Consider the following 21,134-nt stretch of genomic DNA (forward strand, 5'->3'; position numbering starts at 1 on the left):
GAGATCAGCTGAGGTAGCTGTCGACCAACGGGCCGACGACGTCGAACGAGGTGGCGTCGGGCACGAGGTACTTGGCGACGGTGCCGCAGACGAAGGGATGCCATGCGGAACCGGAGTCGGTCCCCAGGGACGAGACGGCCAGGATGTCGCCGAAGTATATGCCGGGTAGGTGGCGCTGAACGAGTTCGTCGTTGTGCGAGGCGACGGCGAGCAATTCTTCGACATGGCTGCGATCGATCTCGTCACCCATGGCGGCGAGGAGATCGGCACCCTCGGCGCGGGCCCGGACAGGGTCGCTGTCGAGCAGCGTCAGTGCGCCGACCGTGACGCCCCGATTCTGCAGTTCGACGGCGATGGCGTGAGCGAGAACTCCACCGAACGACATGCCGAGGAGGTGGACGGCGCCGTCGGTCTGGATGCGAACGATGTCGTCGGCGTACTGCGCCGCCAGTGCCGCGAGGGATTCCGCGCGCTCACCGGACGCGGGTACCTGGACGCCGTAGATGGGGCGGTCGTCGTCCACGTGAGCGGTCAGGCCCGCGTAGCAATCGACCAGACCCACCAAGGGGTGGATGCAGAACACGGGGTCGAGGTGTCCGGTGGTTCGGATCGGTGCGATTGTCGGCACCGCGTAGTCGGACGGGTCGAGCTCCGTGAGAGCCAGATGCGAGAGATCGTTCACGACAGTCATGGGTGCGCCTCCGAGCCAAGAGATGTAGTTCGTGTTTCCATTGGACTTGTTTGTTCGTGCCGACTCTGGGTATGTCGCCATCGGCAGCGTGAGTGTTACCCACGTCTCATCACCGACGACTCAATCACGTCTGTGGACAGAACGCATTAGTGACTGTTCACCATTGAGTGCCCAGGTCCGGGCCCCTAACCTCACCCGGGTGGTCTTCTCCCGCACGCTGCGTGCCCTGTTCGGATTGTTCTCCGTCGGCGTCATCGCCTGCGCTGCGCCCGGCATCGCGTCCGCTGTTCCGCAGGGTCCGGACGTCTCGTCGTGGCAACACATCGACGGCACCGCGATCGACTGGCATGCCGTCAAGGCTGCGGGCCACGGCTTCGCGATGGTCAAGGCCACCGAGGGGCTGGATTACGTCAACCCGTACTTCGTCGAGGATTCCATCGTCATGCGCACGGCGAACGTGGCGCGCGGGGCGTACCACTACGCCGATGTGACGTTGTCACCCGAGCTGCAGGCCGCGTACTACTCGGCACTGGTGTTGGGCATCAACGGACCGGGCGATCTGCCGCCGGTGCTCGACCTCGAAGATGCCAAGGGCAGGTCGCCGGCCGAGGTGATCGATTGGACGCACCGGTACCTCGATACCGTCCAGACGCTGACCGGACGTCAGCCGATCATCTACACCTATCCCAACTTCTGGCGGACGGCGATGGCCGACACCCACGAGTTCAACAACTATCCGCTGTGGATCGCCGACTACGACGACGAGCTGGGGCCGCTGCCCGGCGGCTGGACCGACTGGCTTTTCTGGCAGTTCACCGACCGTGGCACGATTCCCGGAATCGACGGGCGTACCGACATCAACCACTATTCGGGCACACCGGAATCACTGCGAGTACTCGCTCGCTGGTGACGTTCCTGAAACTGCACGGCTGCGCACTCCGTCACCAGGGCACGCGCGTACCGTCCCACGACCACAGGGCTCCCGTGGGGCCGTCGTCGGCGAGGAGGGCGAGACGGACCACTCCCGTAGCCGCCTCGGCCGGGTCTCCGCCCGCCGACATGCCCGCGACGAGGTTGGTGTGGCGCAGCCCGGGTGCCAGGGCGTTGACCTTGACCTTCTCGCCGAGGGTCTGAGCGGTCAGCAGCGTGACGGCGTTGACGGCTGTCTTCGAGCTTCGGTAGGCCACGCCGCCGCCCTTCACTCGTTCCCAGTCGAACTGTGGGTTCGGGCTGCTGTTCCAGGTCAGGGATCCGGTTCCGCTGGACACGTTGACGATGCGTGGGTGCGCGGACCTGTGCAACGCAGGGAGAAATCCCTGAGTGACGGAGATGAGACCGAAGACGTTGGTCTCGTACGCAGTACGCAACTGCTCGAGCGTGGTGCCGACGACGTCGTCGTTGCCTGGGTTCACCCCGGCGTTGTTCACGAGTATGTCCAGTTCGCCGACCTGCTGCACGGCTGCGGCGACCGAAGACGGGTCCGTGACATCGAGCTGCACGACGCGCGCGCCCGAGCCCAGTTCTGCGGCTGCGCGTTGCCCCTTGTCGAGATCCCGCGCTCCGATCCATACGTTCACGCCGAGAGCCAGTAGCTGCCGCGCCGTCTCGAGACCGATGCCACTGTTCCCTCCCGTCACCAGAGCCACCGAGTTCGGCGCGGGCGATCGGATTTCTGCGGGAAGACTGTCGACGACGTTCATGTTTACTCTCCAACTCCAACGATGTAGTTGGAATACTACCTCTCGAGCGCGGGGAAATTCCAACTCAGAAGTTGGTAATCTCGGCGGATGGCCTGGGACACGGACGGGACACGGCGTCGACTCCGTGATGCCGCGCTGGTGGAATTCGCAGCTCACGGGTTCGAGGGCACGACCGTCGCATCCATCGCAACTCGATCAGGCGTCAACAAGGAGAGGCTCTACAGCTACTTCGGCGACAAGAAGGCTCTCTGGGACCTCGTCCTGGCAACCGAGTTGGAGCGCCTTGCGACCGGCGTCGAACTCACAGGGGTCGACTTGGACGACATCGGCGAATTCGCCGGAGCGACGTTCGACTATCACGCATCTCATCCCGAACTGGGCCGCCTGCTGCAGTGGGAGGGTCTCCAGCCTGGCCCGCCGGCTCACGCGGAGGTGCGCACGACGCACTACCGAGAGAAGGTGGCGCGTTTCGCCGACGCCCAGCGACACGGCCTCATCGATTCGGAGATCGATCCTGCGCACTTGGTGTTCACGCTGATCGCGCTGGCCGCCTGGTGGCAGACCGCCCCGCAGCTCGCCGAAATGATCACCGGTGCTGGACCCAACGACCAGCAGGCACGGGCGGCACGTCGACGCTTTGTCGTGGAGGCAGCGAGGCGAATCGCCGCACAACCCGGGTCGTGAGGTGAAGCGTGACGCCTGGGCACTCGACCGATTCCAGCGCACCATCGTTCGACGTATATCGGGCACCCGACACGGCACCCGGCGAAGACGCTCCTCGGCCCGCTGTTGTCTTCGTCCACGGTGGTCCGCGTCCGCCGGGCGTCGAATGGCGACCCCGAGATCAACCGGTTTTCGTGGGATACGGATCCATCGCTGCGGCAGCAGGTGTCGTCGGTGTCGTACTCGAACATCACATGTCCTCGCTGGCCGAGTGTGCTGCGGCTGCCGATGAGATCGCCATCGGAGTCGACCAGGTTCGACAACTCCCCGGAGTGGATCCCAATCGAGTTGCGCTGTGGTTCTTTTCCGAGAGCGGGCTGCTCGCTGCCGACTGGTTGAAACACCCTCCGGCGTGGTTGACCTGTCTCGCATCGACATACCCGGTGCTGCAGACCCTCCCTGAATGGGGGGTCGAGCCGCGATTCGATTCCACTCTCGCCGTATCGGATTCGGGAGCACTGCCGATTCTGCTCACACGTGTGGGCCGCGATCGCCCCGAATTCGTCTCGGGGGTGAACGCTTTCGTCGAGGCTGCCCACGCTACGAACCTAGACATCATCGACGTACCCGACGTACCCGACGGACAACACGGATTCGACATGCTCGATCACACCGGCGAATCGCGTGATGCCGTCAGCCGTGCGATGGCCTGGGTCGTCGCACGGCTGATGGCAGATACGGCTGCCGACTGAGCGCCCCCGAGGACGCCTGACACAACCGAAGCGCCCGCAGTCGACTGTCTTCGACCACGGGCGCGTTCCGATCGATGCGAAACAGCTATGGCTACGCCGACTTCCACACTGCGACGACGGACGGCCGAGGCTGAGTGTCGCCGCCGTCGGGCCAATGCGAGATCGGTGCGTCGGCGGTGGCATCGTCGCTTTCGCCCGGGTGCTGCACGCACACCACGACCCGCTCGTCGGAGACGATGGGACCGCAGGTCTCGCCGCCCGCGGGAACCGTCAGGAACTGGCGGGTCTCACCACGGCGTGGGCCGTCGAGCACCACGGCGAACAGGCCGTCGTTGGAGTCGAGAGCGTTTCCGTCGGTGGAGACCCACAGGTTGCCCTTCGAGTCGAACGCGAGGTTGTCGGGGCACGAGATGGGGCTGACCTGACTCTTGTCGAAGCCGCCGAAGTACGTGTCGGCCTCGTTCGGGTCACCGCACACCAGCAGCAGGTTCCAGGTGAACGACGTGCCCGCGTGGTCGTCCTCGAGCTCGAGCACCTGGCCGTTCTTGTTGGTGTTGCGGGGGTTGGCCTCGTCTGCCCCGGCTTTGCCCTCGGTGCCTCGGTTGGCGTTGTTCGTCAACGCAACGTAGACCTTGCCGGTCACCGGGTTGGGCTCGAAGTCCTCCGGGCGGTCCATCTTGGTCGCGCCCACCTTGTCGCCGGCCAGGCGGGTGAACACCGCCACCTCCTCGGCGGTCATGCCGTCGACGAGGGATTCGCCGCGGCCGTCCTCGTTCGTGCGCAGCAGCGGCACCCACGTTCCGGTGCCCTTGAATTCACCGCTGGCGGGAAGGGTGCCGGAGCCGTCGATCTCGTCCGGGGAGTCGCCGGTGAGCGTGGCGACGTACAGCGTGCCCGCGTCCAGCAGCGTCAGGTTGTTGCGCATAGCGGCCGCGCCGGTGCCGGGCATCATCTTGCGGCTCGAGACGAACTTGTACATGTAGTCGAAGCGCTCGTCGTCGCCGCTGTAGGCGACGACGGTGCCGTCGTCGGTGACGTAGATGGTGGCGGCCTCGTGCTTGAAGCGTCCCAGCGCGGTGTGCTTGATCGGAGCCGACTGCGGATCCCACGGGTTCACCTCGACGATGTACCCGAATCGGTTGGCCTCGTTGGGCTCCTGGGCAAGATCGAAGCGCTTGTCGAAGGTCTCCCACTTGCGATCGCTGGCGGCACCCTCGATGCCGTAGCGGGCGAGCCGCTCGGCGGCGACGGTCTCGGTGACCGACTCCGCGTTGCCGAAGTACTGGTTGAAGTTCTCCTCACCGGAGAGCACCGTGCCCCACGGCGTCAGGCCGCCTGCACAGTTGTTGAACGTACCGAGCACGCGGGTGCCCGTCGGGTCGACGCTCGTCTTGAGGAAGTCGCTGCCCGCGGCGGGGCCGGTGACGACGAACTCCGTGGTGCCGGTGATACGGCGGTTGTACCGGCCCATCGCAGGGGTGAGCTTGCCCGAGTTGCCCTCGCCCTGAACCTGAACCACCGTCAGACCGTGCGCGGCGAGCGCTACGTCGAACTGCTCACGCGTCGGGTTCTCCTCGTCGTAGCCCTTGAACATCGCCGGCTCGGTGGTGTACTCGTGATTGACCACCAGCAGGAATGCGTTGGGCGTGCCCTCCACCGGCAGTAGGCCGGCGAAGTCGTTGTTGAAGCCGAACTGCATGGCCTGCGCCGCACCGGTCTGGTTGTCGAAGTCGAACGCCGGAGCGCCGTCGAGCACCGGATCGCCCCAGCGAATGACGACGGCCTGCTCGTGGCCCTCGGGTATCACGACTGCGTCCTCGGTGTTCGGTTCCACCGCAACGAAATCCACGCCGTCGACGGGCGGGGTATCGGTACCCGACGTGCTCGAGGTTGCGCCTCCGGTGGTGGCGGGCTCGTCGGTCGAGCACGCCGCGAGAGCGCTACCGGCACCCACGGCGAGTACCGCCATGGCACCGCCCTTGATCACACCGCGCCGCGACATGGCGGTCTTGACGATGTCGCCGAAGTACTGACCCTTCGACGTGTTGGGAACCTCGTGGAAACACGCATCCCCGCACTTGTACTTGCACGTCAATGCTGACCGCTTGGAGCTTCCGTCGTGAACCGCGAACAAGGGTAGTGGCTTCATGTCACGGCACGCTGTCACCCAAAAGCGAAAGTAAAGGAACGTTCAGGTGAAGTCGCGGACAACGAGGATGCCCTAACGTCCGATCGTCTGCCACAACGGATCGCCGGGTCCGATGTCGTAGGTGCACTCGTCCGGCCGCGGGTCGGGTACGAAGGCCCACAGCAGGGCTCCGGCTGTGCCTGCGGCGCTTTGGCCGTCGATCCTGGTGGCGATACTCGTTGCGCGAGAGCCGATATCGCCACAGGAACCGGCGAGTTGGCCGATCTCCCCGACCAGGAGGGGTTTGCCCACCGCAGCGCTCTGGGTGATCCGCCGCTGCAGCCCGTTCCACTGATCTCCGGGCAACGGCACACCGTCGTATCCGTAGTCGTGGTACTGCAGCACATCGACGAAGGGCGACTGGGCGAGGTACTCGTACTCGTCACCCTGGCTACCGCACTGTCCGCCGCCGGTGAGACCGGCGGTGATCAGGGTGCGGGGATCGACAGTGCGGAGCTGTTGCCCCGCGGTGTCGAAGAAGGAGCGCAGAACCTGGGCGGCGTCTGCGGTGCAGGTTCGGGTGGTCCACGAGCACGCCGCGTCGGTGCACGAGCTGGTTTCCGGCTCACCGACCAATTCCCAGGCTGCCAGTGCGGGCGAATCCTTCCACCGGTTCACAGCAGTGAGCATCCACTGCTCGAAACTCGTCACCGCATTCGCGTCGGGGACGGCAGGGGGCGTCGTCCATCCGTCGACGTACCACTGTCTGCCCTTGAAGGCGTTTCCTTCGCAGGCCCCGTCCTGTGGCGAGAGAACCGGGACGACCAGTTGCCCGTGCGCCTCGGCCGCCGCGAAGACCGCGTCCATCGGGCGAAAGTCGAGTGCGCCGGTGAATCGGTTGATCGTCAGCGCTTGGAACGCGTTGAACCGCGTGAGGGAATGTGAAGGCAGGGCACCGAAGTAGCCGTTCAGGTCCACCATCGCTCCACAGCCTGCGTTGACCGACCAATCGGTCGCAAGCTGATAGGCATTGAATCCGGTCGGCCACCAAGGATTTCCGTCGAGTGCGAGACCGTCGGCGCTTGCCGTGACGCGGGCACCGGACTCGGGGGCTGCTGCCGCGTCGGGCACACCGGTGCTCAGCGCGAGGGACAGCACCATTGCTGCGCCCACTGCGCACCGTGAAAACATCGAAACGATCCGCATCGGCGTAATGCTAGATGTCTGCTGCACGAATTTCCGAATTGTGAATTCGACGGCCCCTGGACGGCAATATCACCGTATTCGTACAATTCGACGAGCTCCGTTGCGTCGGAATTCGATTCCACCGGGCCGAGCCGCTCATTGAGTCGAACTTTCGTGTCTCCCAGTATGTTTCTGGCCGAATTTCGATCCAGATGGGTAAATGTACGACTTTCCGATGTACCGAAGATCGGGAATACGCAGTACAGTTCGGGTTTCCGTTTCATTATGCGAAAGCTGGAAATCCCCCAATGCGAATCGCATACGTTGCATCGACGGCAGCTCTCGTCGCAACTACGTTTCTGCTTACGGCCGCGGTCGTATCGGCGCAACCGATCGACGGAGAGCGACAGGATTATGTGGACCGTTTCACCTTCGCTGAATTGGGACTGGGTAGGTCCACCACCGTCGACTCGACCGGACAGCCCACCAGACTGACCGTGCCGTCCCCCGCCGGCTCGGTGCCCTCGACACTGAATGCTGTGTTGACGGTGCCTGCCTGGCTCGACCGGGGTTGGGTCGACGTCGAATCGGATGGCCGACCGATCACCCGCATCACGCTCGACAACGCCGCACCGACCACTCCGGTGTCCATTCCACTGGCTGCGGCTCCGACGGTCGACGGAGTGATCGCACTCGATCTGATCCCGTCCCTCATTCCCGACGATCGCTACTGCCCCGAACCTGACTCCGATGCCGTGCGATTGATCGACGCAACCGTGGACTACCAGGGTCAACCGGCGGTGCCCGGGACCATTGCGGACTTTCTGCCGGTGGTGCTGAGAACGCTGACGCTGTTCGTCCCATCGGACGCGGATCGCGAAACCATCACCGCCGCAACGATTGTGGCAACCTCGGTGATCCACCACTACGGGGCGCAGCCGGTCCGGGTGGCCGTGCGGCCGGATAGCGAGCTTCAGGGCGCTGCTCCTGACGGCCCGTTCGAGAGGTCGGTCGTCCTGGCGAAGAACTCCGACGCCGGTGTGGAATTGATCTACCCCGTCGAGCAGGCTCCACCACGGATGTACCTCACCGGTACCGGATCGGATCTGACCGATCAGGCCCGCCTCATCACCAGTGATCTCTCCGACATCGCAGTCTCCACGGCTGCTTCGGCAGGACCATCGTCGGCAACAGCGCAACTTCCGCCCGAATCGATCACGCTCGATGACCTCGGCATCGGCACGGTGACCGGTTCGGGCGGTGCCACGGCGACCGCGTCGATCACGATCGATCAGACGCGGCTCGGCCGGTCTGCATCGAACCTGTCCGTGCACCTGATCGGCAGCTACACACCGGGCGCAGGATCGGTGCGGGCCACGGTGAACGGGTCACCGCTCGCGGTGTGGGAGGCCGACGACACCGGTCGGCTCGATCGCTGGATCGACATTCCCGATTCGGCACTGTCCCGCGTCGAGACGCTCGATATTTCCGTCGACCATCCGTCGACCGCAGGTGGCGGTGGTTGTTCCGCGGCCGCCGATACGAGTGTGACCGTGGACGGTTCGACTCTGGTGCGGTCGTCGGATTCCACGACACCGGCCCCGCTGGGACTGCGATCGATGCCGCAGGCGCTGATGCCGCAGTTCGAGATCGCGCTGGCCGACGAGTCCTTCGTGGGAGTGGTCCGAGCGGTCACGATGGCGACCGGACTGCAGCGTCTGTCGAGTCTGCCCCTCGTGCCGGAGGTCGTGTCGATGGAGCAGGCGCTCGACGGTAGTGCTCCCGCACTCGTGATCGCCCCGACCTCGGAATTGCCGGAGACAGTGACGCTTCCGCTGTCGTCGATCGACGAGACGACATTCCGGATCGCCGAGCCGGATTCCGCCGGCGGTGCCACCGAACTGACGGTCGACACCGACCAGCCCTTCGCGACGGTGCAGGTGACGTCGATGCAGGACAACGCCGTCCTCGTCGGATCCTGGAACTCGGCACCGGACCGATTCGACGCCATGTTGTCCTGGCTCGACGACGACCCGGCTCGGTGGTTCGCGCTCGACGGCGACATCGTGTTCGCCGCGCAGAACATCGAACCGATCTCACTGTCGAGCGCGGCACTGTCCGGCGCGGACGACACCGTAGCGGCGTCCGAGGACACAAGCGACCGAACGACGGTGCTCGTCGTTGGAGTCGGTCTTGCGGTACTGGCAGTCGCAGGCGTGGGCGCACTCGTGCTCGCGCTTCGAGCGCGCCGCTCGACGACCGAGCCGAGCCGGCACAGCGACTCGACATGAGCGACTCGACATGACAGTGGAGACCGCACCGAACACCGGCGCGGAGCCGACGCCGACCGCGCCGCCTCGCTGGCGAGCACGGCGTCCGCTCGACGTCCTGGTCGTGCGCTGGGTGGTTCTCCTCGCCTGTGTCGTTCTCGCATTCTTTCCCACCTGGGTGCGGCTGGCGCAGGAGGCGTCCGACGGTGCCATCACCGCGTACATTTTCGTGTTGCCGCTCCTCGCTGTCGTTGCGGCGCAAGGGGTAGCGCGGCGTCGGGCCGACGAGCTGCCCATTCACGATCGGCAGACCGACAACATCGTCGGCGGTATCGGCTTGCTGGTGTCCATCGCCATCAAGGCGCTGTGGCTGCCGCGCTACGCCGACCAGTACGAGCTGGCGCACCTGGATGTTCTTGCGGCGCTTGCGTTCTTCTTCGGTGGCGCGATACTGCTGTTCGGACTGCGGCCGGTGGGTCGGTTCTGGTCTGTCTGGCTGTTGCTGCTCGCGTTGAGTCCGCTGGGCTACCGATCGGTCGCCATCGGTTTGGGCGGAGGCCGTCTCGCATACGCGGCGGTGATGGTGCTCTTGGCGGGAATCGCCGGTGCCATCGCCGTCGGCCGAACCAGGCGTCGCGGATGGCTCGGGTTCGGGTGTACCGCACTGTCCGGATTCGCAGTTGCGGCAGCGATGTTGACGGTGTGGCCACAGATCGACATCGTCTGGCTGCAGCTCGTCCCGACCGTCGGCGCGGCAGCAGTCACCGGAAGCGCCTTCTATCTCGCTGCTCGTCGCGGCCGATTCGACGAGCGTCGGCCTCGCCGCCTCGCCGTCCCGACGGCGAAGTGGTCGCCGAGCTCGAAAATCGTCGCGATCGGGGCCGCAGTCATCCTCGCCCTCATCCCCCTACCCAGCCGTCCGGAATTGGCGTCGGTGGCGGGACCACCTGGTGCGGCATCGGTTCCCTTGGCTCCGCCGGTCGGTTTCAGCGAGATCGACCTGCAGGAGTTCGATTGGGTCCGTGCGTTCTTCGGAACTCGTGCCACTCTGACTCGGCAGACGATGCGCGCCGACGAGGGCAATTCCGCCTGGGACCTGCGGTCGAGGCCACGGACCGTGGTGGTCGACGTACTGTCGACCACCAATCGGGCCAGTCTGGCCGTCTATCCGGAGAGCACCCTGTATCGATTGACCAACACGCGCACGAGCCAACCCCTGACGATCGATCTCGGACGCGGGGTGACGGGTGCGCTCTACACCTCGGTCAGCGACGCGTTGCTGCTCACCTGGACCAAGCTCGTGTTTCATTGGCAGCGAGGCGACGTGTTCCAACGTGTGACCGTCATCAGCGTCGACAATCACGACCTCGATGCCGAGTTCCCGCAACCGATGCCGTCGATGGCATCGAACCTCGGTACGGCGGTCGGCACCTTACTGCGGGGCAACGCCATCGCCATCGACGACGATCCGGAATACAAGGACCGTGAGCTGTTGACGACCTTCGGCACCGGGCTCGTTCGCCAGCAGTGGGCCCTGGCGAACGGTGCGCCGCGATGACCACGACTCCCATGGGGAAACGACCGACTCCACCGCGCGTCGGAACGGAAACCGAAGAGTTCCGAGCAGCTGCGCTCGACGACGCGATCAACGGGTTGGCCGGTCGAAATCCGTTGGCGTCGGCAGCAATTGCCTTCGTTCCCTGGCAGAAGTACACGGCGATCGGGGCTGCGCTGCTGCTCCTCGCCTGTGGAGTGCTCGCCCCGGTCGGGACGCTGCTCGCGGTCACGGTCTTCTGCACCATCGGGTATCTGCTGGCGATGATCGACCGCCTCCTGCTGTTCTCCCGTGGTCTGGACGCGTCGGCGATCGTCACGGTGACCGATGAGGAGGCCAGGGCAGTTCCCGATGATCGGTTGCCGTACTACACCATTCTGGTTCCCGCGTACGACGAGCCGGAGGTGGTGGGTGACCTCATCGCGGCGATGACCGGCCTCGACTATCCAGCCGACAAGCTGCAGGTTCTGTTGCTGCTCGAGGAGGACGACGAGGTCACCATCGAGGCGGCCGCGCGCAGCGGCGTCACCGATTCGGTGGACGTGGTCCTGGTGCCCGCAGGCGACCCTCGCACCAAGCCGAAAGCCTGCAACTACGGATTGCATTTCGCCACCGGGACCATCGTGACGATTTTCGATGCCGAGGATCTGCCCGAGAGACTGCAGCTGCGTCGCGTCGTCGCTGCCTTCGAGCGGCTGCCCGACACCGTGGCGTGCGTGCAGGCGAAGTTGGCTTTCCACAACGGTTCTCAGAATCTGCTGACCGGGTGGTTCACCGCGGACTACGCCCTGTGGTTCGGGTACCTGCTGCCGGGTCTGATGGCCAGCACCTCGCCGATTCCCCTCGGCGGAACCTCCAATCATCTGCGCCGCGATGTCATCGACGAGGTGGGGGCCTGGGACGGCTTCAACGTCACCGAAGACGCCGACCTCGGTGTGCGCATCGCGGCCTCGGGCTACTCGACGGCGGTGCTGGACTCCACCACCCTCGAAGAGGCCAACAGCGATCCGATCAACTGGGTCCGCCAGCGCTCCCGTTGGTACAAGGGCTATCTGCAGACGTGGCTGGTGCACATGCGCAGACCGGTCGCGACGGTTCGTGCCCTCGGGCCGGTCGGCACCTACCGCTTCACGTTGTTGCTCGCGGGAACACCGATCACCGCGTGCATCAACATGGTCTTCTGGTTCACCACGGCGGCATGGATTCTCGGCCAGCCGGCATTGGTGGCCGAGCTCTTTCCGCCGTACATCTACTATTTCTCGTTGCTGTCTCTGGTGGTGGGCAACATCGCCACGGTGTACATGTATCTGATCGCGAGCCGAGAGAGCGACAACGCGTACCTGCTCGTTCCCAGCCTGACGATGCCCCTGTACTGGGTGATGATGAGCGTGGCCGCCATCAAGGGGTGTTGGCAGCTGGTTCGCAATCCGTCGTACTGGGAGAAGACGTTCCACGGCCTGTCCGGGCCCGCTGCGGAACCGTCGGGCGAAGAGCAGAACACGTGAATCGGCGCACTCCCCGGATCGTGTTCGGCAGCGCGCTGGCGGGCTACCTGGCGGTGGGGCTGACTCTGAGCATGCGTTTCGGCTATCTCCTCGGCGACGCATTGTCGCGAACCTCGGCCGCGCAGGCGGTGCTGCTCAGCCGCGATCCACACGTGTCGGCCATCGGCTTCATCTTCACGCCGTTGACGGCCCTCGCACAGTTGCCCATGGTCGCCTTCGCATCGTGGTGGCCGGCGATCACCCGGTGGAACATCTCGGGCATCGCGGTGTCGGGGATGTTCATGGCCGGTGCAGTGGTGATGATCCACGGGATCTGCCGAGACCGCGGACTGCCCGGCCGATACAGCCTCCTGCTCACCGTCGTCTTCGCGATCAACCCGATGATCGTCTTCTACGGAGCCAACGGCATGAGCGAGGCAGGCTTCCTGTTCTTCCTCTGCTGGGCTGTACGACGGTTGATTCGATGGATGAACACCGACGACGTTCACGATCTCCTGTTGGCAGGCGTCGCATTGGCTCTCGCCTTCCTCGCTCGCTACGAGGGCGTCGTTCCGATAGCTCTGGCCGCGGTACTGGTGGCGGTCGTGACGGCTCTTCGTCGGGGCCAGCCGTATTGGAAAAGCATGCGCCGCAGAGCAATTCTGGACGCAGTGCTCGTTGCAGGGCCCGGCACGGCAGTGTTTCTGGTGTGGATCAGCACGAGCTGGCTGATCACCGGTGAGGCGCTCGCCCAGCTGTCCTCGAGCTATGGAAACGCCGCGATTCTGACGCAGTCCGGCGGGCCCAGCGGTGACCTGATCGGCACCGGCCTGTTCTCGCTCGGTGCCGTCGTCGTGCTGGGACCGGCGTTGCTGGTGACGCTACCGCTGGCCGTGGTGCTGGCGCTGCGTCGCCGAGACCTCGAATTCCTGGTGGCACCATTGCTTTTCGGTGGGGTGCTCGGATTTCAGGCCGCGAGCTACATCACCGGCTCGACGTTCGGCTTCCTGCGGTTCTTCATCTGTGCCGTTCCGTTGGCGGCAGTCGTTGTGGTGCAACTGTTTCCGGCCACCGGAGATCGGCCGACCCGGCGCGCAGGGGCCTATCGACGGCACCGCCCCGTGCTCGCGCCGCTGCGTCCTGCCGCCGCGGCGGTGGCAATGACGGTCTGTGCGCTGGCTCTTCCGGTAACTGGGTGGGCGATGGTGCAGCCGGGGTTGTCGAGTCAGCAGTACGCCCTCGGCAGTCTCCTCGACGAAAATCCCCGGGCCGACGATCCCCAGGCGATGGCGGCCCGTCGAGTCATCGATTCCTTCTCCACCGAACGCCGACTGGCGTCGTACCTCGACGGCCAGAACCTCCCGGAGGGGTCGATCCTCCTCGACACCGTCTACGGGTTCGCCGTCGTGGCAGCGTCGGAACACCCGAAGCGGTTCGTGGTTCCGTCCGACCTGGACTTCACCGAGATCCTCAACGACCCGGCATCGGCGGGCGTGCAGTATCTGCTGACGGTGCCCAACGAGGGCCGCGGAGTGTCCGATGCGGTCAACCGGCGATATCCGACGATCTACGACAACGGAGCCGACCTGTATCCACTCGTCCTCGAAGTTCCGAACGACGGTGCAGATCAACCGGATTGGCGTCTGTACCGGGTACCGGGTTGACCGATGCTCGCTACAGCACCTGCGACAGAAACGTTTTCAGTCGATCGGTGTGCGGATCGTCGAACAACTGCTCCGGCGTTCCGGTTTCGACGGCGCTGCCGTGGTCCATGAACAGCACCCTGTTGGACACCGATCGCGCGAAGCCCATTTCGTGGGTCACCACCACCATCGTCATTCCGCCCTTCGCGAGGTCGGCCATCAGCGCCAGCACACCTTTCACCAACTCGGGGTCCAGAGCGGAGGTGGCCTCGTCGAAGAACATCACCTCTGGCTTCATGGCGAGGGCCCGGGCGATGGCGACGCGCTGCTGCTGGCCACCGGAGAGGTTGCCCGGACGCGAATCCGCCTTGTCGGTCAGTCCCACCAGCTCGAGCTGATCGATCGCCGCCGCACGAGCCGCCTCCTTGGACAGGCCGAGCAGCTTGCGCGGGCCCAGAGCGATGTTGTCCGCAACGGTCTTGTGCGGAAACAGGTTGAACTGCTGGAACACCATGCCGATGCGCTGACGCAGCTCGTCGGGGTTGTCCTTCAGCACCGACTTGCCGTCGAGCAGGATGTCTCCCTGCTCGGGCTCGTGCAGTCGATTGAGAGCACGCAGCAGCGTCGACTTACCCGAGCCCGACGGTCCGATGACCGTGGTCGTCGTGCCCGCCGGAACGTCGATGCTCACCCCGCGCAGCACCTTGTTGGTACCGAAGGACAGGTGAATGTCCTTGCCTACGAGCGAAACAGAAGTCATGTCAGCCTCTTTCCACGACGACGGCCTGCTCGACCGGGTCCAGCGTCTGCTCGGCCTTGCCGGTGCGCAATCGCTTGTCGATGTAGTTCACGAGATGGGTGAGCGGCACGGTCAGCACCAGGTAGAACAATCCGGCGGCGACGAGCGGGGACAGATTTCCGGTCTGTGCGTTGAGATCTCGACCGACGGCGAACAGCTCGCGTTGAGTGGCGAGCAGTCCGAGGAAGTAGATCAGCGACGAGTCCTTGATCAGTGAGATGAACTGGTTCATCAGCGCCGGCAGGACGCGTCGGACACCCTGTGGGACGACGACCAAGTTCATCGACCGGCGACGGCTGAAGCCCAGTGCCCGCGCAGCTTCCATCTGACCGGCCTCGACGCTCTGTATGCCGGACCGGAAAATTTCACCGATGTACGCGGCGGCCAGTAGTGACAGTGCCGCGGCGCCGAGCCAGTACGGATTGCCGCCGGTCACTCCCTGCACCACCGGTCCGATTCCGAGTCCGATGATCAGAATGATGACCACGGCGGGCAATCCGCGGAAGATATCGGTGTAGACACGCGCTGGCCAGCGCAGCCATCGGGTGCGAGACAGCCCGGCCAGGGCCAGCAACATGCCCAGGACCGTACCGATGATGCCCGACGCCAACGCCAGAATGAGCGTGTTCGGCAGGCCCACCTTGAACAGGTCGGGGATGGCGGACTTGTACAGCGACCAGTCGAAGAACGTGTCCCCCAGCTGCGCCAGAGTGGATTTGGGTTGGACGGCAACGGCTTCGGGAGCGTCCGCATCGTTCTGTGCTGCGATGGCAGCGAAGTCGGGTAGCTCGGGTTCGGGGGCGGCCTTGCTGCCCGGCTTGAAGCCGTCGGGCAATTCGCGTGGAACCCAGTCGGAGTACAGCGTGGCCCAGGTGCCGTCGGCGATCACCGCGTCGAGACCGGAGTTCAACGCGTCGATCAGCGGCTGATTGTCGCGAGCGACGGCCCAGCCGACGAAGTTGTTCAGCGAGAACGTGTTCTGCGTGATCGCGGTGCCGTCTTCCGGCTTGACCAAGCCCTCCGCCTGCTGGGACGGGGCCACCCAGGCGTCGATCTGCCCGGTCCGCAGGTTCGCGTAGGCGGTGTTGTAATCCGGGAACTTCACCGGATCGAGTCCGAGCGTGTTCACCACGTAGTCGTCCTGCACGGTGCCCTGCACGACGCCGATCCTGCTGCCCGCGTTCAGGTCCTCGAACCTGGTGATCGGGCCACCGGTGGTGGCCACGAGGGAGAAGTAGCCGAAGTCGTATCCGTTGGTGAACCCGACGGTGTTGCGTCGCTCGTCCGTCGTCGTGATCGAGGACGACCCGACGTCGAAGCGGCGGCCCGCAACCTGCGCGAGCAGACCCGAGAACTCGGTGCCCGAGAAGTTGATCTGCAGACCGAGCTTCTCGGCGACGGCCTTCAGCAGTTCGTTGTCGTAGCCGGTGTACTGGCCGGCCGAGTCCAGGCAGATGCTCGGCGGGGCGTCGGACAGGGTTCCGACGGTGAGCACTCCCGGCGTCGCCAATCCGAGGGATGCGGTGTCGATCCGGTCCAGGGGCGTGACATTGTCCGTCGTGTATCTGTCCTCCGTCGCGGCCGCTGCGGCAGCGTCGAAGTTCGTCGGGGTGGACGACGCACTGTCGACTCCGGGAGGGGCGCACAGGTCGGTCGGACCTGCCGCCGCCTGATCATCGGAATTCGACGTGCCACACGCGGCGAGCGTGAGGGCCATCAACAGTCCGAGAACGAGAACCACGAGCGCGCGTGAGGCGCGTACGGCAACCATGTACAAAACCCTAAGCGGACCAGGGCCCACTCACCCAAACGCGCCACGCGCAAGGGTTTCGCTCAGCGAACTGGAGTGACGTGTGACTACTCGAGCGCGTCCCGCCACTCGATGGCCTGGCCCAGCTCGGCCAGGTCGTACTCGGGTCCGTTGGCGCCGACGGTGAACAGGGTGGCTCCGGCGTCGACGAAGTCCTGGGCGGTGTCCGCTCCCGGCCACGCGACCGAGCGGGTGATGACCGAGACGTCGCGTCCGACGGTGGTGCCGTGCTCGGCGAGGATCTCGGACTTGCGCTTCAGCGCCTCGAGGTCGGCGAAGCTGTGCCAGATGTGCGCGTACTCGGCCACCATCTTCAGCGTCTTCTTCTCGCCGCCGCCGCCGATCAGGATCGGGATGTCGCGGGTCGGGGCCGGGTTTCCGACGTCGAGGCGGTGGCGGATTCTGGCGAGGCTCTCTTTCAGCAAGGCCAGTCGCGAACCGGCCGTGCCGAACTCGTACCCGAAGTTGTCGTAGTCCTTCTCGTTCCATCCGGCGCCGATGCCGAGGATCAACCGTCCGCCGCTGATGTGGTCGACGGTGCGCGCCATGTCGGCCAACAGGTCCGGATTGCGGTATCCGCCGCCGGTGACGAGTGCGCCGATCTCGACGTTCGATGTCTGCTCGGCCCAGGCCCCGAGCATCGTCCAGCACTCGAAGTGCGCACCGTCGAGGTCGCCGTAAAGCGGATAGAAGTGGTCCCAGTTGAAGACGATGTCGACGCCCGCATCCTCCGAGCGCAACACCGCGTCGCGGATCAACTGATAGTCGGGAGCGTGCTGGGGCTGAAGCTGAACACCGATCTTGACGGTCATGGACATCTCCTCGTCGTGTGGGCTGCGTCTCCCATGATGCACCCGAAAACCACTAGCCGATGCGGACGCCGCTCTCGGCCATCATCGCGCGCAGGACGAACCCGGCCTCGGAGCCGACAATCTCGCCGACGAGAGTGATGTAGCGGTCGACGAATGCGCCGCCGTGCTGCTCCTCGTTCTCGTCGGCGAAGTGGTGCGCGAGCTCGTGCAACACCACCAGTTCCCGCAACGCCCACGCCCTGTTGCCCCTGTGCAGGGGCACCGCGATGGTGGCGGTGTCCGATTCGTAGTGCGCCGCAGCCGAACCCGATCGGGCTCGGACGGTGACCACCCGACCGGCGTCGGGCCACGTTGCGGCAACCCACTCCAGAGCGAGCACCGCATCGACGTATGCCTGCACCGAGTCGATGGAGGCGAACTTGCGCTCGATCGGCAGCGTGATCTGCGAACCCATCACCTGCACCATGCGAAGGTCCCGCTCCTCGGCGCGATCGAACATGGTGCGAACCAGTTGTTCTGCGTCGTAGACGGCCGCTCGTTGCGCGTCCCTCGCCCTGCTCATCCGGTCAGCCTAATTTGTGTCGTCCCCCCGACTCGCCTACAGTCGTCTATCGACAACGATTGTCGAAGTCGTTCCCATGTCTATCCTCAGGAGAAACCGTGCTCGCCGTCGATGACCTCTGCATCGACGCCGGACGCTCGCGCATCGTCCGGCACGTCTCCTTCGAGATCCCAGCGGGTCGACGCCTCGGCCTGCTGGGTGCGTCGGGATCGGGAAAGTCGCTGATTGCGTCGGCACTGGTCGGAGCGCTCCCGCCGGGCATCACCTGCACCGGCCGCATCGTCGTCGACGGCCACGACGTCGCCGGAGTTCCGACGCCCCGCCGGCCACGCCCCGCCCGTCCGGCGATGGTCTTCCAGGATTCGGCCACCGCACTGAACCCGATGGTCACCGTCGGCAAGCAACTCCGCACGCCCGACGCCTCCGCGCTGCTCGAGCGCGTGGGTCTGCGCGACACCGAACGCATCCTGGCCTCGCACCCGCTCGAGCTGTCCGGTGGCCAGCGTCAACGCGTCTGTATCGCAGTCGCATTGGCGCGTGAGAGTCCGCTGGTGATCGCGGACGAGCCGACGACGGCCCTCGACGTGATCAGTCAGGCGCGGGTGCTCGACGCTCTCCGTGAGGTGGCGTCTCTGCTGCTGATCACGCACGACATCGCCGTCGCCGCGCAGCTGTGCGATCACCTGATGGTTCTCGACTCGGGCAAGGTTGTCGAATCCGGTTCCACGGCAGCGATTCTCGACAGCCCGGAATCCGAGCTCGTGGTGCGCATGCTCGAGCGGGCTCGCGCCGCCGATCCGTTTCGTCAGTTGGTCGCGCGATGACGGGCTTGGTGGCCACGGACATCACGCGCACCTACGTACGGCACGGCTCTTCTCGTACCGCGCTGGACGCCGTCTCGTTCACGCTGCCACCGGCCGGTCGCGTTGCCGTGGTCGGCGAATCCGGTTCGGGGAAGACGACGTTGCTGCGCATGCTGTTGGCGCTGGATGTGCCCTCCGAAGGGGTCATCGAATTGGACGCCCGCACAGTACGTCCGGGTTCCGCGCGCTCGCTGCGGTGGTTTCGCAGACTCGTGCAGTACGTACCCCAGGATCCGGCCACCAGCCTCGATCCACGCCGCAGTGTGCTGGATCTGGTGGCGACGCCGCTTCGACTTCTGGGCGTCGAGGGCGATCATCGAGCCAAAGCAGGTGCCGCACTCGCCGCTGTCGGGCTGGACGAGCGTTATCTGCAACGCCGACCGACGGAACTGTCCGGTGGTCAGAACCAACGCGTCGCCATCGCGCGCGCGGTGGCATGCGAACCGCAGTACCTGCTGGCGGACGAGCCGGTCAGCGGACTGGACCCGGATCTGCGTGAGCAGGTCCTCGCGGTTCTGGCCGGACTGTCCAGCGCGTTGCTGATCGTGAGCCACGACCTGTCTTCAGTCGCTCGTCTCTGCAGCGACGTATCGGTGATGCACGACGGCAGAATCGTCGAAACCGGCAGCGTACGAGGCATTCTCACCGAACCACAGCACTCCTACACCCGAGACCTGATCGACGCCGTACCCCGGCTTGCATGACCATCACAGGAGATCCATTGACCACCACTCTGTTGTCTACCAACGTGTTCCGTATCGGTGCCCTGGCAGCGGTAGGCACCCTCACGCTCACCGGCTGCTTCTCTTCGGGTGCCGCCGACGACACCGCAGATCGAGCCCGCGTGGCGATGCTGCAACCACCACGCTCAGGGCTGTCGCAATTCAGCGATGATGCCTTCAAGCTGTCGCGCTGGTCCACCGCCGAAACCCTCGTCACTCTCGATGATCTCGGCGACGCCGAGCCCGAGCTGGCCACCGCCTGGAATCGCGTCGACGACCGGACCTGGAGCTTCGACCTCCGACCCGACGTGAGGTTCCACAACGGTGCGCCACTCGACTCCGCTGCCGTCGTCACCGCACTGACTGCTGCCACTACCGCCGCGCCGAAGCCGCGCATCCTCGACGGGGTCGAGCTGACGGTGACCGCTACCGACGACGACACGGTGGAGGTGTCCACCGCGGACATCGATCCACTGGTGCCGCAACGACTCTCGAGCCCGCAGCTCGCCATCCTGGCACCCGCGGCCTACTCTGCAGGCGGCAGCGACCCCGTCGGAACCGGCACCGGACCTTTCGTGCTCACCGCAGTGAACGGCACGTCCAGTGCCACGCTGGACCGCAACGAGGACTACTGGGGTGAGCTCGCGAAGCTCGCCGGCATCGACGCCGACTTCGTGCCCGACGGTACGGCCCGCGCAGCAGCGCTACGTAACGGCACCGCCGATGTGGTGGAGGCGATTCCGGTGTCGCAGGCCGCCAACCTCGACCAGTCGCTGGTGCACGAGGTTCCGATGCCGCGCACCAACACCCTGTATCTGAACACGTCGTCCGGAGTGTTCGCGGACCCCGCCATGCGCGCCGCCGCACGGGAGTCGGTGGACAAGGATCGTCTGGTCGAGCAGGTGTACGAGGGTCGTGCCGACGCCGCGAACGGATTGCTCGGCCCCGCGCTGCCGTGGGCGGCGGACCGTCCGGCGCGCACCGAGACCCCGGCGGGCGATGCCACCGGCAAGAAGATCACCCTCGCCACGTTCACCGACCGCGCCGAACTTCCCGAGGTCGCCGTGCTGTTGCAGCAGGAACTCGAGGCGAAGGGCTTCGAGGTCGAGCAGGTGGTGCGCGAATACCAGTTCATCGAAACCGATGCTCTCAGTGGTGCATTCGATGCCTTCATCCTCTCCCGCGCCACCGTCCTCGATTCCGGTGACCCGGTGGCATACATGTACTCCGACTTCGCCTGCGAGGGATCGTTCAACATCTCCCAGTTCTGCGACCCGCAGGTCGACACGGCGCTGGCAGACGCCTCGGCCACCGAGCCCGGAGACGACCGCCGCGCCGCGATCCTGGCCGCCGAGAAGCTCATCCTGGAGAAGGATGCGGCCGTGCCGATGCTGCACGAACGCGTCATCCAGGGTGAATCCGAAGGCCTCACCGGTGTCGCCCGCGATCCGCGGGAACGCACGCTCATCACCAACCAGACCGCCTTCGAGTAAGC

At 65.3% G+C, this 21,134-nt stretch carries 18 protein-coding genes; 10 read left to right on the forward strand and 8 right to left on the reverse strand.

The genetic code is table 11. From position 1 onward, the window contains the following. Positions 1 to 4: 4 nt before the first annotated feature. Positions 5 to 691, reverse strand: a complete 687-nt coding sequence (locus R3P93_RS10885; protein WP_068047600.1) for a thioesterase domain-containing protein — start codon at positions 689 to 691, stop codon at positions 5 to 7. Between the two features lie 199 nt (positions 692 to 890). On the opposite strand from R3P93_RS10885, the gene R3P93_RS10890 reads away from it, so the two are divergent. After that, positions 891 to 1,601 (forward strand): glycoside hydrolase family 25 protein, encoded by a 711-nt coding sequence (locus tag R3P93_RS10890; protein WP_094687332.1) that lies wholly within the window; start codon positions 891 to 893, stop codon positions 1,599 to 1,601. 31 nt (positions 1,602 to 1,632) lie between these two features. On the opposite strand, the gene R3P93_RS10895 is transcribed toward R3P93_RS10890, so the two are convergent. Next, the gene (locus tag R3P93_RS10895; RefSeq protein ID WP_094687331.1) at positions 1,633 to 2,391 is read right to left on the reverse strand and encodes an SDR family NAD(P)-dependent oxidoreductase; all 759 of its coding nucleotides are present in this window, start codon (positions 2,389 to 2,391) and stop codon (positions 1,633 to 1,635) included. Positions 2,392 to 2,478: 87 nt separating this feature from the next. On the opposite strand from R3P93_RS10895, the gene R3P93_RS10900 reads away from it, so the two are divergent. Both R3P93_RS10900 and R3P93_RS10905 read left to right on the forward strand, forming a co-directional pair. Then, positions 2,479 to 3,075 (forward strand): TetR family transcriptional regulator, encoded by a 597-nt coding sequence (locus R3P93_RS10900; RefSeq protein ID WP_317533009.1) that lies wholly within the window; start codon positions 2,479 to 2,481, stop codon positions 3,073 to 3,075. 8 nt (positions 3,076 to 3,083) lie between these two features. Continuing rightward, entirely contained in the window at positions 3,084 to 3,806 is a 723-nt protein-coding gene (locus tag R3P93_RS10905; RefSeq protein ID WP_094687330.1) for an alpha/beta hydrolase family protein, read from the forward strand. A gap of 91 nt (positions 3,807 to 3,897) precedes the next feature. Here R3P93_RS10905 and R3P93_RS10910 read toward each other — a convergent pair whose 3' ends face one another. Further along, the gene (locus tag R3P93_RS10910) at positions 3,898 to 5,955 is read right to left on the reverse strand and encodes a PhoX family protein (RefSeq protein ID WP_094638382.1); all 2,058 of its coding nucleotides are present in this window, start codon (positions 5,953 to 5,955) and stop codon (positions 3,898 to 3,900) included. Positions 5,956 to 6,027: 72 nt separating this feature from the next. Beyond that, the gene (locus R3P93_RS10915) at positions 6,028 to 7,095 is read right to left on the reverse strand and encodes a beta-mannosidase (RefSeq protein ID WP_394855288.1); all 1,068 of its coding nucleotides are present in this window, start codon (positions 7,093 to 7,095) and stop codon (positions 6,028 to 6,030) included. 332 nt (positions 7,096 to 7,427) lie between these two features. Between R3P93_RS10915 and R3P93_RS10920 the strand changes: the two genes are divergently transcribed. From R3P93_RS10920 to R3P93_RS10935, 4 genes are read left to right on the forward strand one after another with little or no spacing between them, the layout of a single operon-like run. After that, entirely contained in the window at positions 7,428 to 9,410 is a 1,983-nt protein-coding gene (locus R3P93_RS10920) for a hypothetical protein (protein WP_317533011.1), read from the forward strand. A 10-nt stretch (positions 9,411 to 9,420) separates the two neighbouring features. Continuing rightward, positions 9,421 to 10,947, forward strand: coding sequence for a hypothetical protein (locus R3P93_RS10925; protein ID WP_317533012.1), 1,527 nt, complete (start codon positions 9,421 to 9,423; stop codon positions 10,945 to 10,947). Further along, positions 10,944 to 12,449, forward strand: a complete 1,506-nt coding sequence (locus R3P93_RS10930) for a glycosyltransferase (RefSeq protein ID WP_317533013.1) — start codon at positions 10,944 to 10,946, stop codon at positions 12,447 to 12,449. Before R3P93_RS10925 ends, R3P93_RS10930 begins: the two co-directional genes overlap by 4 nt. Then, on the forward strand, positions 12,446 to 14,092 hold the full coding sequence (locus R3P93_RS10935) for an ABC transporter (RefSeq protein WP_317533014.1): 1,647 nt from the start codon (positions 12,446 to 12,448) through the stop codon (positions 14,090 to 14,092). Before R3P93_RS10930 ends, R3P93_RS10935 begins: the two co-directional genes overlap by 4 nt. Positions 14,093 to 14,102: 10 nt before the next feature. On the opposite strand, the gene R3P93_RS10940 is transcribed toward R3P93_RS10935, so the two are convergent. From R3P93_RS10940 to R3P93_RS10955, 4 genes are all read right to left on the reverse strand, one after another. Next, a complete protein-coding gene (locus R3P93_RS10940) occupies positions 14,103 to 14,831 on the reverse strand; it encodes an amino acid ABC transporter ATP-binding protein (protein WP_094638378.1) in 729 nt (242 codons plus the stop codon). Position 14,832: 1 nt separating this feature from the next. Further along, complete coding sequence (locus R3P93_RS10945) at positions 14,833 to 16,641, reverse strand: ABC transporter substrate-binding protein/permease (RefSeq protein WP_094687327.1); 1,809 nt, start codon at positions 16,639 to 16,641, stop codon at positions 14,833 to 14,835. An 86-nt stretch (positions 16,642 to 16,727) separates the two neighbouring features. Continuing rightward, a complete protein-coding gene (locus tag R3P93_RS10950; RefSeq protein ID WP_317533015.1) occupies positions 16,728 to 17,498 on the reverse strand; it encodes an LLM class F420-dependent oxidoreductase in 771 nt (256 codons plus the stop codon). Between the two features lie 46 nt (positions 17,499 to 17,544). Continuing rightward, positions 17,545 to 18,054: a TIGR04338 family metallohydrolase gene (locus R3P93_RS10955; RefSeq protein WP_300516392.1), complete on the reverse strand. Its 510-nt coding sequence runs from the start codon at positions 18,052 to 18,054 to the stop codon at positions 17,545 to 17,547. Between the two features lie 98 nt (positions 18,055 to 18,152). Between R3P93_RS10955 and R3P93_RS10960 the strand changes: the two genes are divergently transcribed. Genes R3P93_RS10960 through R3P93_RS10970 form a run of 3 tightly spaced genes read left to right on the forward strand, consistent with a single transcriptional unit; the run spans position 18,153 to position 21,132 of the window. Next, positions 18,153 to 18,878, forward strand: a complete 726-nt coding sequence (locus tag R3P93_RS10960; protein ID WP_317533016.1) for an ATP-binding cassette domain-containing protein — start codon at positions 18,153 to 18,155, stop codon at positions 18,876 to 18,878. Beyond that, positions 18,875 to 19,621, forward strand: a complete 747-nt coding sequence (locus tag R3P93_RS10965; protein WP_317533017.1) for an ABC transporter ATP-binding protein — start codon at positions 18,875 to 18,877, stop codon at positions 19,619 to 19,621. Before R3P93_RS10960 ends, R3P93_RS10965 begins: the two co-directional genes overlap by 4 nt. Continuing rightward, positions 19,618 to 21,132: an ABC transporter substrate-binding protein gene (locus R3P93_RS10970; RefSeq protein WP_068047551.1), complete on the forward strand. Its 1,515-nt coding sequence runs from the start codon at positions 19,618 to 19,620 to the stop codon at positions 21,130 to 21,132. The genes R3P93_RS10965 and R3P93_RS10970 overlap by 4 nt, the downstream gene beginning before the upstream one ends. Positions 21,133 to 21,134: the final 2 nt, after the last annotated feature.

The organism is Rhodococcus cerastii (assembly GCF_033042195.1).
Classification (GTDB): domain Bacteria; phylum Actinomycetota; class Actinomycetes; order Mycobacteriales; family Mycobacteriaceae; genus Rhodococcoides.

Excerpts from the sequence above, each read along its gene's own strand:
- R3P93_RS10885 (WP_068047600.1), bottom strand. The coding sequence starts at position 691 with ATGACTGTCGTGAACGATCTCTCGCATCTGGCTCTCACGGAGCTCGAC.
- R3P93_RS10895 (WP_094687331.1), bottom strand. The coding sequence starts at position 2,391 with ATGAACGTCGTCGACAGTCTTCCCGCAGAAATCCGATCGCCCGCGCCG.
- R3P93_RS10900 (WP_317533009.1), top strand. The coding sequence starts at position 2,479 with ATGGCCTGGGACACGGACGGGACACGGCGTCGACTCCGTGATGCCGCG.
- R3P93_RS10910 (WP_094638382.1), bottom strand. The coding sequence starts at position 5,955 with ATGAAGCCACTACCCTTGTTCGCGGTTCACGACGGAAGCTCCAAGCGG.
- R3P93_RS10915 (WP_394855288.1), bottom strand. The coding sequence starts at position 7,095 with ATGGTGCTGTCCCTCGCGCTGAGCACCGGTGTGCCCGACGCGGCAGCA.
- R3P93_RS10920 (WP_317533011.1), top strand. The coding sequence starts at position 7,428 with ATGCGAATCGCATACGTTGCATCGACGGCAGCTCTCGTCGCAACTACG.
- R3P93_RS10925 (WP_317533012.1), top strand. The coding sequence starts at position 9,421 with ATGACAGTGGAGACCGCACCGAACACCGGCGCGGAGCCGACGCCGACC.
- R3P93_RS10930 (WP_317533013.1), top strand. The coding sequence starts at position 10,944 with ATGACCACGACTCCCATGGGGAAACGACCGACTCCACCGCGCGTCGGA.
- R3P93_RS10940 (WP_094638378.1), bottom strand. The coding sequence starts at position 14,831 with ATGACTTCTGTTTCGCTCGTAGGCAAGGACATTCACCTGTCCTTCGGT.
- R3P93_RS10945 (WP_094687327.1), bottom strand. The coding sequence starts at position 16,641 with ATGGTTGCCGTACGCGCCTCACGCGCGCTCGTGGTTCTCGTTCTCGGA.
- R3P93_RS10950 (WP_317533015.1), bottom strand. The coding sequence starts at position 17,498 with ATGTCCATGACCGTCAAGATCGGTGTTCAGCTTCAGCCCCAGCACGCT.
- R3P93_RS10955 (WP_300516392.1), bottom strand. The coding sequence starts at position 18,054 with ATGAGCAGGGCGAGGGACGCGCAACGAGCGGCCGTCTACGACGCAGAA.
- R3P93_RS10965 (WP_317533017.1), top strand. The coding sequence starts at position 18,875 with ATGACGGGCTTGGTGGCCACGGACATCACGCGCACCTACGTACGGCAC.
- R3P93_RS10970 (WP_068047551.1), top strand. The coding sequence starts at position 19,618 with ATGACCATCACAGGAGATCCATTGACCACCACTCTGTTGTCTACCAAC.